The 10,933-nt window shown below is 71.9% G+C and carries 13 protein-coding genes; 10 read left to right on the plus strand and 3 right to left on the minus strand.

Annotation, left to right across the window (positions count from 1 at the left end; genetic code table 11):
- The first annotated feature begins 39 nt into the window (after positions 1-39).
- Positions 40-363: a hypothetical protein gene (locus MQE23_RS41820; protein ID WP_020275309.1), complete on the plus strand. Its 324-nt coding sequence runs from the start codon at positions 40-42 to the stop codon at positions 361-363.
- A 99-nt stretch (positions 364-462) separates the two neighbouring features.
- On the opposite strand, the gene MQE23_RS41825 is transcribed toward MQE23_RS41820, so the two are convergent.
- Both MQE23_RS41825 and MQE23_RS41830 read right to left on the minus strand, forming a co-directional pair.
- Entirely contained in the window at positions 463-1,083 is a 621-nt protein-coding gene (locus MQE23_RS41825; protein ID WP_243382021.1) for a pyridoxamine 5'-phosphate oxidase family protein, read from the minus strand.
- Between the two features lie 321 nt (positions 1,084-1,404).
- Positions 1,405-1,800, minus strand: coding sequence for a RidA family protein (locus MQE23_RS41830; RefSeq protein ID WP_020275306.1), 396 nt, complete (start codon positions 1,798-1,800; stop codon positions 1,405-1,407).
- A gap of 136 nt (positions 1,801-1,936) precedes the next feature.
- On the opposite strand from MQE23_RS41830, the gene MQE23_RS41835 reads away from it, so the two are divergent.
- From MQE23_RS41835 to MQE23_RS41845, 3 genes are read left to right on the plus strand one after another with little or no spacing between them, the layout of a single operon-like run.
- Positions 1,937-2,917: a WYL domain-containing protein gene (locus tag MQE23_RS41835; RefSeq protein ID WP_243382023.1), complete on the plus strand. Its 981-nt coding sequence runs from the start codon at positions 1,937-1,939 to the stop codon at positions 2,915-2,917.
- Between the two features lies 1 nt (position 2,918).
- Positions 2,919-3,650: a hypothetical protein gene (locus tag MQE23_RS41840; protein ID WP_243382025.1), complete on the plus strand. Its 732-nt coding sequence runs from the start codon at positions 2,919-2,921 to the stop codon at positions 3,648-3,650.
- Positions 3,641-3,898, plus strand: coding sequence for a hypothetical protein (locus MQE23_RS41845; RefSeq protein ID WP_020275303.1), 258 nt, complete (start codon positions 3,641-3,643; stop codon positions 3,896-3,898). Before MQE23_RS41840 ends, MQE23_RS41845 begins: the two co-directional genes overlap by 10 nt.
- 56 nt (positions 3,899-3,954) lie before the next feature.
- On the opposite strand, the gene MQE23_RS41850 is transcribed toward MQE23_RS41845, so the two are convergent.
- Positions 3,955-5,073, minus strand: coding sequence for a serine hydrolase domain-containing protein (locus tag MQE23_RS41850; RefSeq protein WP_020275302.1), 1,119 nt, complete (start codon positions 5,071-5,073; stop codon positions 3,955-3,957).
- 122 nt (positions 5,074-5,195) lie between these two features.
- On the opposite strand from MQE23_RS41850, the gene MQE23_RS41855 reads away from it, so the two are divergent.
- The 6 genes from MQE23_RS41855 (at position 5,196) to MQE23_RS41880 (ending at position 10,924) form a co-directional block, all read left to right on the plus strand.
- A complete protein-coding gene (locus MQE23_RS41855; RefSeq protein ID WP_020275301.1) occupies positions 5,196-5,855 on the plus strand; it encodes a TetR/AcrR family transcriptional regulator in 660 nt (219 codons plus the stop codon).
- Positions 5,856-5,945: 90 nt separating this feature from the next.
- The gene (locus MQE23_RS41860; protein WP_243382027.1) at positions 5,946-6,947 is read left to right on the plus strand and encodes a DUF6236 family protein; all 1,002 of its coding nucleotides are present in this window, start codon (positions 5,946-5,948) and stop codon (positions 6,945-6,947) included.
- A gap of 268 nt (positions 6,948-7,215) precedes the next feature.
- Complete coding sequence (locus tag MQE23_RS41865) at positions 7,216-8,055, plus strand: UbiA family prenyltransferase (RefSeq protein ID WP_243382029.1); 840 nt, start codon at positions 7,216-7,218, stop codon at positions 8,053-8,055.
- Between the two features lie 160 nt (positions 8,056-8,215).
- The gene (locus MQE23_RS41870; RefSeq protein ID WP_020275296.1) at positions 8,216-9,304 is read left to right on the plus strand and encodes a 3-oxoacyl-[acyl-carrier-protein] synthase III C-terminal domain-containing protein; all 1,089 of its coding nucleotides are present in this window, start codon (positions 8,216-8,218) and stop codon (positions 9,302-9,304) included.
- A complete protein-coding gene (locus MQE23_RS41875; RefSeq protein WP_243382031.1) occupies positions 9,301-9,819 on the plus strand; it encodes an isoprenylcysteine carboxylmethyltransferase family protein in 519 nt (172 codons plus the stop codon). The genes MQE23_RS41870 and MQE23_RS41875 overlap by 4 nt, the downstream gene beginning before the upstream one ends.
- Before the next feature lie 10 nt (positions 9,820-9,829).
- On the plus strand, positions 9,830-10,924 hold the full coding sequence (locus MQE23_RS41880; protein WP_243382032.1) for an NAD(P)/FAD-dependent oxidoreductase: 1,095 nt from the start codon (positions 9,830-9,832) through the stop codon (positions 10,922-10,924).
- Positions 10,925-10,933: the final 9 nt, after the last annotated feature.

The raw sequence follows: 10,933 nt of genomic DNA on the forward strand, positions 1-10,933 counted from the left end.
ACCCCCATCCCGGGCCATCAGGCTGAGTAGCCTCGCAGTGTGGACGACCGGGAGCAGTACGTGAGGTACCGAGAAGACGCGAAGGTGCTCGCAGCGATCGGGGAGTGCATCCAGGCCCAGGCCGGCCGGGTCACCGTGCGGTTGCCCAGGACTGTGGCCGAGGCCGCGGTTGCGGCTTGGGAGCGTGACGATTCGGCTGGGCCGGGTGAGGAGAGCCGTGAAGAGTACGCACTGCGGGACCAGGCCGCGGAGCTGGCGTTGATCGGCCTGGCAGTCTCGGAGCGTGGCCGCTGGGAGGGGGAGGAGGTCGTCATCGTCCTGGACGTCGCCTCCGCCGGGGCTGCCGTGCGGGCGATGCCGTAAGCCCGACGCCGAGCATTTCCGCGATGACGGTGGTTGATTCCTCCTGCCTGGCTGAACCGCGCCGGTGCGGTTGGATGTGCCGGGATGCGCGGCCGGCCTTCAGCGGGGAGCCAGTCCGCGCTCCTGGGCCGCCGCTCCGAAGTAGTCGCCACCCTTGCGCTTGGCGTCGTCGGTGCCCCAGGCCCGCTCGTCGTCGGCAGCGGAACGGTCCGCACTGTTGGTGTTCTGCCGGAGCGGTGCTCTGACCAGCCTCGGTATGTGCTTCGAGCAGTGGATGTACGCCTCTTCGACCTCGACCTCCACCCACAGGTGCGGGCGACGGCCGGGTACTGGATCGACCGGTAGGTCCGGAATCCTCTGGCGCATGGTGCCATCGGTGACCAGCTGTGCGCGGCCGTTGACATGGAGGCCGATGCGGTCCCGGGAAAAGTCGATCATCAGCATGCCGACGTGCGGGTTCTCCCGGATGTTGCCGAGCGAGGCCATGACGCCGTTCCCGCGGTACTCCGGGTAGGCCAGAGTCGCGTAGTCGAGTACCCGGAGAAATCCCGGTGGGCCGGCCCGGAAGGTGCTGTCGCACTCGCCGTGACGGTCCGCGGTCGCGAGGAAGAACATCTCCTGGCGGGCCACGAACTCCTTCATACGCGCGTTGAGCCGGTCCAGAACCTGCTCGTCGTAGAACCGGTCGGCGCGGCCGACCGTGCCCAACTCGTGTTGCATCTGGTGCTCGCCGTGGCTACCGGGCCGGTCTGCCCGTTCATCGTGGTGCAACGGTCCTCCTGACAGGGATGTCGGCAGGGCAGCGGCTCGTCGAGCCGTGGGATCGGGACTCGTGTCTGTGTTCCGGCCCTGTTTCTCGGTGTTCACCTCGGCCCACGTGACTGATTTCGTCACCTGGCAGGCCGAAAATCGCCACCGGCCATGGCTGACAGACTAGACGTGTTCCGCAAACGATCTACGGACTGGTCGAGGTGTGCTCCTCGCCCCGACCACCAACCCTGCCCAAGCCGCCCCTGCTGTCGCAGAGGCGGCGAGGTCGCATCACGCGACGGCGGTTCCCTCCAGCTCGACCAGCTGGCCGGGGATCGCCAGCCGCGTCACACCGAGCATCGTGGTGGTCGGCGCCACCCCGGCCGCGCCCAACCGCCCCGCCAGCACGCCGTAGTGCTGGAACAGCAGATCGACGTCGGTCGTGTAGACGTTGAGCCGGACGACGTCCGCGAGGGACATGCCGGCCTCGCCGAGCACGGCCTCCAGGTTGTCGATGCTCAGCGCCAACTGCGCCGCCATGTCACCGTCGTGCTGGGGTTTGCCCTCGTTGCTCATCGCGGTCTGCCCCGAGATGTACAGGGTCCGGGTGTGCCCGGAGACGACCTCACCCTGGTTGAATCCCAACTCCACCGACCAGGTCACCGGGTTGACCGCTGTTCGTTCCACTGCCACGTCAGCTCCGTTCGAATCATCGGGAGTACGTACGGCCATCGGCTCGGCAGCCGCCGGCGTCGCCGTCGTGTCGACGAGCCTCGCAGCGAATCACGACACCCATAGTCATGTATTCCGATAGAGTTTTCGCATGCGTGCCGACCGGTTGGTCTCGCTGGTGCTGCTGCTGCGTCAGCGCGGTCGGCTGACTGCGGACACGCTGGCCCGCGAGCTGGAGGTGTCCACCCGCACCGTGCTGCGCGACATCGAGGCGCTGTCCGCCGCCGGCGTCCCGGTCTACGCCGAGCGCGGCCGGCACGGCGGTTTCGCCTTGTCGCCCGGTTTCCGCACCGAGCTCACCGGTCTGAACCACGACGAGGCCCTTGCCTTGCTGACCGCCGGATCGGGGCGCGGCGAGCTGGTGTTCGGCCTCGGCTCGGCGCTCGCTTCGGCCATGCGGAAGGTGGTCGACGCGCTGCCCGAAGGCCACCGGGCCACCGCGAGCGACGCGGCCCGGCGTTTTCTCGTCGAGCCGGAGACCGACCTGCTCGCACGTCGGCCGGCCACCGAGGAGGTACCCGACGCCACCATGATCGAGGTCCGGCGCGCGGTGCTCGCCGGCCACAAGCTGCGTATCCACTACGCGGCCACGGGCCGGACACCACAGTGGCGCACGGTGGACCCGATCGGCCTGGTCACCGTGCGCGACCGGGTCTACCTGCTGGCCACGAGATCCGGCGCGGACCGCACTTACCGGCTGTCGCGGGTGCTGGCCGCCGAGGAACTCCCCGAAACGGCACAGCGACCGAACCAAGTCGATCTGGACCGGATCTGGCGGGAACGCTCCGCGCGGTTTCTCTCCGACAGCGACCACATCACCGTGCTCGTACGGGTGGACCCGGCGCGGCGGGAGGACCTGCTGGACACCGCGCTGGCCGTCCGCGCGGAGGAACCCGACGCACACGGGTGGCTGCGGCTGGAGGTGACCTTCCAGGACTCACGACACGCCGAATGGGCGCTGTGGCAGCTCGGCATGGACGCGGAAGCCCTCACCCCGCGGTCGTTGCGCACCTCCCTGCGCAACCGCGCCGCCGCGATCGCCACCCGCTACGCCGAGGACCCCCAGAAGTGAGGTGCTCGGGGACGAGAAGGACGGGCCCAAGGCCCTGGAGGCGACCGAGCGGGCGCTGGCGCTGGACTCCGAGGACACCGGAGCGCTCGTCATGCACGCGCACGCCCTGCGCGCCACGGGCCGCTTCCTGGAGACCGAGGGCGTACTGCGCGAGGTGATCCGCCTCGCCCCCGACCACTGGTACGGCTACGCGCTGCTCGCAAACTGGCTCTGGCGCATCAGGGCGATCCGCTCCGGACAGGCCAACGGCGGCCAGGTCCGGCGTCAGGACCAGGACGCCGCCCTGCGGGAGGCCGGCGAACTGGCCCAGGAGGCCATCCGGCTGGGCCCCGAGGCGGTGTTCGCCTACGAGGTGGCATGGCTGATCGCCGACATGGCGGGCAACCGGACCGTCGCCGATCAGCTCGACGAGGCCATCCTGCGGCTCGACCCGCAGCACGAGCAGGCCCTGGCCCGGCGGACGAAGAAGGCGGCGACCGCTCCCGGCGTCAACGCGGCGCAGGCCGCCACCCTGTACGCCGACGCGCTGGCCGCCGCCCCGACTCCGCGCCGATGCGCAGCGGCCTGGACGACGCCTCCTACCGTCTGCTGCGCGGCATCCGCTGGCTGGCCCTGCTCTGCCTCGCACTCGCCGGCGTGGGCATCGACCTGTTCGCGACGGAGGGCCAGACCCAGCGGGAACTGCCGCTGCCGCTGGGCCGGCGGCTCTGGGACCTCGTCCCCATGGCCGTGATCTGGACCTTGGGCGCCCTGCTGAGGTACCGGCGGCTGCGCGCAGGTGTCCGGGGCAATCGGCGCTCGCTGCTCCGTCGCCGCACCTGGCCCCGTGTCGTCCTGGCCCAGGCGGCCTGGGCCATGGCCTGCGCCCTGCTGATCACCCAGATCCCGTGGACGGGCCGCACGGTCCCGCAGGTACTGTTCTGGGCCGGTCTGCTGCCGACGGTGGCGACGGTGTGGTTCGACCGGCGCAAGGACGGCTGAACGGACCTGTGCGAGGGGAACGCACGGACGCGTTGCCCCTCGCCCCGTTTTCGCGGTCAGCCGTACATCGCCACGCGGTGGAGAGCCGCGAGTGCGTCGTCGATGGGATGGGGCTGAGGCCTGCCGGAGGAGTCGAGCCTGTTCCACCGCTGCAGGTTCACCGCGACGGACATCTGCCGCTTGCCGTCGGCTCGGATCATGGCCAGCGTTCCAGCACCCCACACCGTGCCGCCATGACCCCAGAAGGTGCCCTGGCCGGGAGCCTCCATCGGGTGCAGGCCGAGCCCGTAGTCGATCGTCTTTCCCTCTTGGGAGACGACCGGGACGGTGCGCTGCATCTGCTCCAGCGACGACGGGCTGACGATCTCGCCGGCCAGCAGCATGCGGAAGAAGCGGTTGAGGTCCGCGACAGTCGATATCAGCGCGCCGGCCGGCCCCACCCATGACATGTCGAAGACGCTGTAGTCGCGCGGCGGGTCGATCATGCCGAACCACGCCTCGTAGATCCGCGAGTGCGGTCCCTCGACGTACGGTTCGGCGGGGAGCTCGGTGTCCCGGAGCCCGGCGCGCTCGATGACGTTCCGGGTGATGTACCGCTCGGCCGTCGTGCCGGTCACGTGTTCCAGGAGTTCGCCGAGGAGCAGGTAGTTGGTGTTGGAGTACACCCCCGGAGTGCCGCCCGGCGCCCCGACTGCAGGTGCGGTGACCCCCATCTCGATCAGTTCGGTGGAGTGGAACCGCGTGAACCGGTTGTCGTCCATGCTCTCGGGCCCGGTGTCCGCGAGGGCGGGGAACGCCTTGAGGGAGGGATAGGCGTAAGGGAGGTACTCGGCGAGGCCGCTGGTGTGGTTGATCAGCATCCGGATCGTGATCGCCTCACCGCGCTCTCCGGGAACCAGCCTCGGAAGGTACCGGCCGATCGGCTCGTCGAGACCGATCCGACCGCTCTCGGCCTGCTGCAGCACCGCTGCGGTGGTGAAGGTCTTGGTGATGCTGCCGACGCGGTGCCGCATGTCGGCGGTGACGGGGCGACCGGTGGCGACATCGGCGACCCCGGCGGCACCGCGCCAGACCTCGTCGCCGTCGCGCACCTCGGCGAACAGGCCCGGCATGCCGGCACGGTGGACGTTTTCCATGGCGGCGTTCAGCTTCGCGGGGTCCAGTGGGTTCCTCATGACGTGCGTCCTCTCATTCCCGGGTCGCTCGGCAGGCGCAGGCGCCCATGCCCCCATTATGCACGCGGTGCGTGCAACAGTGAGTGCATAAGTTAGGCTGAGTCTCGACGAAAGAGGGTGAGATGGCAGGCCGAAGGCGCTGGTCGACCGAGGAGATCCTGGACGCGGCGGCGGAACTGCTGCGCACGAGCGACGCCGAGTCGTTCAGCGTGCGCAAGCTCGCCGCGGTGCTCGGGACCGACTCCTCCAGCCTCTACCGGCACTTCCGCAGCAAGACGGAACTGCTGCGGGCGGTCGCCGACCGGATCCTGATGGCTGCCATGGACGGTTACCGTCCCGAGGGCGACTGGAAGCAGCGCATCACCGCCCTGGCCCTGCGCGTGCGGGAGGCCTTCGGCCGGCAGCCCCAGCTCGCCGCGGTCTGGGGACGCTACGCGTCAGGCGGCGCCGGTTCCCGGCTGGTCATGGAAGAGGTGCTGCAGGCCCTGCGCGCGTCGGGGCTGCCCGACGAGGAGATCCCGGCGCGCTACCACCGGCTCGCGGTCCTCATCGCCGCCTTGATCGCCTCCGAGGCCGGGGTCAGCACCATCACCCCCGAGGAGCACGAACAGGGCATGGAGCTGTTCCGCGTCGCGGTACTCGGCGCCGACCCGGAACGCTTCCCCGCCCTGGCCCACTTCGCCCGTGACGTCCGCCCCCTGGGCGCGGACCGCCGCGCCGCGTTCGAGGAGCTCCTCGCCGCCCAACTCGCCGACGTCGAGGCCGCACTTCGCCGCAGTTAGCCCGTCGACACCGCCGCCATGGAGAGCCACGCTATGTTCGGGATGCTGTGCGCCGCCATCGGGCGGTGAGTCCGCGTATGAGGAGGCTCTGTGGCGGTCCTGCTGTACTACCCGCTCGTGAAGCCGCCGACGGAGATCCTGCACCAGGCGCTGCTCTACTGGGACGGCATCGCGTCCATCGTGCCGCAGGAACGCCGGGAATACGACGTCGCCGTGCCCGCGGAACTGCAGGAGCTCCAGGAACGGCGCCTGTACACGCCCGTCACCTTCGAGCTGGGCGATATGGAGGAGCTGGACGATCCTGAGTGGCGCCGGGACCGCGGCCAGGCTTCCCGCGTTCTGTTGCAGGAGCTGCGCAGGATGGCCGTCCCCCCGAACCGCCACCAGCTGTCCTTCCCGGACGCGTACCTCTACGGTTCGAAGATGAGCCTCTGGCTGGAGCGGGAACTCCTCTCACTCCGCCTGGCCCGGCCGTTCCAGGGGGACTACTGGAGCCTCGTCGTCCCGCAGGAAGTCCAGCAACTGGTCATCGGCACCCTGGCCCGCGAGATCGCCGCCGGCCGTCGGGTCTCGTACATCCCCTGTACCGACCGCGTGGACGCGCACGCGTGGGCCCTGCGTCCCGCCGGCGAGGACCGGCTGCCCGCCTGGGAACTGGAGCTCGGCAAGCTGCTGCCCCTGCCCGTCCCGGGCACCCCGACCGCCGACGTCGTCGCCTTCCGCGAGCGATACGCCGACGAGCGGCACCGCCTGATGCGGGCTGTGCACCGCATGCTCGGGGACCTGCGCCGCGACTACGAGCACCCCGCTGACGTCCTGGCCCAGTTGCGCCGGGAGATCGAGGAGTCCGTCGACGACTACCGGGCCGCCGCCAGGAGCAGCCGGATGGCATGGGTCGACCGGTCCGTCATGGTGACCCTGGCCCTCGCGGCCGCAGCCGGAGGCGTGGTGCAGCCTGGCCTGACCTGGGTGCTCGGAGCGGTGGGCGGCTACGCGCTGAACGTGGCCACCCGCGAGATCCGCCCGCTCAGCAGGGCCCGCCGGGACCACGACTTCAGCTACCTGCACCGGGTCGGCGAAACGCTGACCTGAGGCACGCGCGGGGGCGGCGTCACTCCGCACCGGCTCTCCTTCCCGGCATGTCCGTTCCACCGGATGCCGGACCACCCCGTGTGAGCGGGCGGGCAACGTGGGACCGATCCTGCATGCGCAACGTGATCACCGGTGACGACGGGCCGTGGTCCTGGGCGACCGGAAACAGAGCGGGGGAGGGGCGCAGCGAAAGGACAGTGCTGCACCCTCGTACGGTGTCCCGCGCCCTCGGCGATGCGGTCAATCGGGCGCCGGACGCGGTGGGGCGATGCCCGTGACTGCCGGCACGGCCCCCGCGCGCCCCGGACCACCGCGTGCGCTCGCGCTGCTCGCCGCCGCCCACGGCGGGCCCGCTCTGGCCGTCACCGCCGGCACGGGCCTGCTGGCGCTCCGCGGCGGCCTGCACCCGCCGGCCGCCGTCGCCGTCACCGCGGCGGTGTTCACCGGCCAGCTCACGATCGGCTGGGGCAACGACCTGCTCGACCGCTCGCGTGACCGCGCCGTGGGCCGCACCGACAAGCCGCTGGCCGTGGGTTCCCTCCCGGCCGGCTGGGTGGCACGCGCCCTCGTCGTGGCCGCTGTCGCCTCCCTCGTGCTGTCCGCGCTAGCAGGCTGGCGCAGCGCACTGGTCAACACCGTCCTCGCCACCGGCGCGGGCCACGCCTACAACTTCGGCCTCAAGGCGACCCCCTGGTCATGGGTGCCGTACACCTGCGGCTTCGGGATGCTGCCCTCGGTCGTCACCCTCGCCGCCTCACCCCCTCACTGGGCGCCCTGGTGGATGACCGCGGCCGGCGCCGCGCTCGGCGTCGGAGCTCATCTGCTCAACGTGCTGCCCGACCTCGCCGACGACGGAGCCACCGGGATCCGCGGCCTGCCGCACCGGATCGGCGAACGCCCCTCGCGCGTCCTGGCCGCCGCGCTGCTCACCGTCGCCTCGGTGCTCGCCGTGACCGGTCCCGCCGGACCCCCTCCGGCGTGGGCATGGACGGCCCTGGCACTGGTCACCGTCCTCGCGGGGCTCACCTGGTTCGGCCGCGGGCGCACCCCCTTCCGTGCCGCGGTGACCATCGCCCTGCTCGACGTCGTGCTGCTGACGGTCGCCTGATGGCACCGGCAGACACCGCTCCGTCCGGCGCCGGCCCGCCCCGCGCCACGACCGCCCCGGCAGTCCCGCCCCAGCCCCTGCGCTCACCGTCACGGTCGAGCTCGCGCTCGGCCTCGGCCGGGTGCTCCCCGCGCCCCACCGTCCCGTCCCAGGAGCCAGCATGACCATGCGCGTCCTCAGCGTCCGCGGCACCCTGCCCGAGCACTGCCACCGGCAGCAGGAGATCACCGAGTCCTTCACCACCACGCTGGTCGGGAACACGGTCGATCGCGGCGTCGTAGAGCGGCTCCACCGCAACGTGTGTGTCGAGACCCGGCACACCGTGCTGCCGCTGGAGGAGTACGGCCGGATCGAGGACTTCGGCCAGTCGAACGACGTCTTCATCCGGGCCGGCGTCGAACTCGGCGGCCGGGCGGTCGTCGACGCGCTCAAGAGCGTCGACCTCACACCGGCCGACGTCGACTACATCGTCTCCTGCACGGTGACCGGCCTCGCCGTGCCCTCCCTGGAGGCCCGCGTCGCGGCGGAGATCGGACTGCGCCCCGACGTGGTGCGCCTGCCCCTCGTCGGCCTCGGCTGCGTCGCCGGCGCGGCCGGCATCGCCCGCCTCAACGACCTGCTGCGCGGGCGCCCCGACGCCGTCGCGGTGCTGATGTCCGTCGAGTTGTGCTCCCTCACGCTCCAGCGCGACGACACCTCGGTCGCCAACGCCGTGGCGAGCGGCCTGTTCGGGGACGGCGCCGCCGCCGTGGTCGCCGTCGGGCGCGAGCACCCTCTGGCACAGACCGACGACCCAGCCGCTCCCGAAGTACTCGCCTCGCGCAGCCGCCTCTACCCCGACTCGGAACGCATGATGGGCTGGGACGTCGGCTCCGGCGGGTTCAGAGTCGTCCTCGACTCCGCCGTCCCCGACCTGGTGCGCCGGCACGTCGGCGACGACGTCCGCGGCTTCCTCGCCGATCACGGGCTGACGGGCCGTGACCTCGACTGGTACGTCGCGCACCCCGGCGGCCCCAAGGTCCTCGAGGCGTTGCAGGACGCCCTCGGCGTCGAGCGGGACGCGCTGAGCGTCACGTGGGAGTCGCTGCGCCGGATCGGCAATCTGTCCTCCGCCTCGGTGCTGCATGTCCTGGCGGACACGCTCGCCGACCGACCGCCCCCGCCCGGCTCCTACGGGCTCATGCTCGCCATGGGCCCGGGTTTCTGCTCCGAACTCGTACTCCTGCGCGCCCCGGGTGGTGGACTGTGAGCGGCGAGGCCTGGTTCACCCTCCTGGTGCTGGCCGTCGGTCTGGAGCGGGTCGCCGAGCTGGCCGTCTCCCGGAGCAACGCCGCCTGGAGCCTCGCGCGGGGCGGCGTGGAGTCCGGGCGGGGGCACTATCCGTTCATGGTGGTGCTGCACACCGGCCTGCTCGTCGGCGCGCTCGCGGAGGTGTGGCTGCGCCGGCCGGACGTCGTACCGGTCCTGGCCTGGTCGATGCTCGCCCTCGTCGCGCTCGCGCAGGGGCTGCGCTGGTGGTGCATCGCCACGCTGGGCCGGCAGTGGAACACCCGGGTGATCGTCGTACCCGGCGCCGCGCGAGTGACCGGCGGACCCTACCGCTGGATCCCGCACCCGAACTACGTCGCCGTCGCCGCCGAAGGGCTCGCGCTTCCGCTCGTCCACTCGGCCTGGATCACGACGGTCGTCTTCACCGCGCTCAACGGGCTCCTGCTCGCCACCCGCGTCCGCGCCGAGGACGCCGCCCTGACACGGCTGGCCTGAGGAGGCACGCATGGATCTGCTCGTCGTCGGCGGGGGACCCGCGGGCCTGGCCACGGCCTTGCACGCGGCCCGGGCAGGCCTCGACGCCACCGTCTGGGAGCAGCGCGCCGGCGTCGTCGACAAGGCGTGCGGCGAGGGCCTGATGCCGGGCGCCGTCGCCGCGTTGGCCGCGTTGGACGTGCACCCGCCGGGGCACGACCTGCGAGGCATCCGCTACGTCGCCGGACCCCGCCGCGTCGACGCCGACTTCGGAGTGGGCCCGGGGCGCGGAGTGCGTCGTACGACGCTGCACGCGCTGCTGCGCGAGGCGGTGCTGGCAGCGGGCGTACGCGTCGACCAGCGCACCGCGCGTCACGTCGAGCAGGACCAGGACGGGGTGGTGGTCGACGGCATCCGCGCCGGCCATCTCGTAGCGGCCGACGGCCTGCACTCGCCGATCCGCCGCGCCCTCGGGCTGAACCGGCCGCGTCGGTCCCCTGCGCGGCACGGGCTGCGGCGCCACTACGCGCTCGCTCCCTGGAGCGACCACGTCGAGGTGCACTGGGCCCGCGAAGCGGAGGCCTACGTGACCCCGGTGGCCGACGACCTCGTGGGCGTGGCGGTGCTCACCACCGCCCGCCGGCCGTTCGACGACCATCTCGCCGCCTTCCCCGAGTTGCGCGAGCGGCTGGCCGGGGCCGGCCTCGCCGGACCGGTACGGGGGGCAGGCCCGCTCCGGCAGGTCGCGAGCGCGCGCACCGCCGGCCGGGTGCTGCTCGTGGGCGACGCCGCCGGGTACGTCGACGCGCTCACCGGCGAGGGCATCGCGCTGGCACTCGCGCAGGCACCCGCCGCGGTGCGGGCCATCACCAGCGGTGACCTGGCGGCCTACGAGCGCGAGTGGCGGCGGCTCACCCGGCGCTACCGCTGGCTGACGCACGCACTCCTCAACGCCACGCGGAAGCCCCCGCTTCGCGCGGCGCTGGTGCCGGTCGCGCAACGGCTGCCGTGGCTGTTCTCCGCGACCGTCGCCCTGCTGGCGGGCCCGGTGGGCTCTCGCGGAGTGACACACAGCGGCGCGGCACGGCACCTCGACTCACCGCACCAGGGATGGCACCGTAAATGACCATGAAGC

The sequence above is a fragment of the Streptomyces sp. HP-A2021 genome, from assembly GCF_022807935.1.
Lineage (GTDB): Bacteria > Actinomycetota > Actinomycetes > Streptomycetales > Streptomycetaceae > Streptomyces > Streptomyces afghaniensis.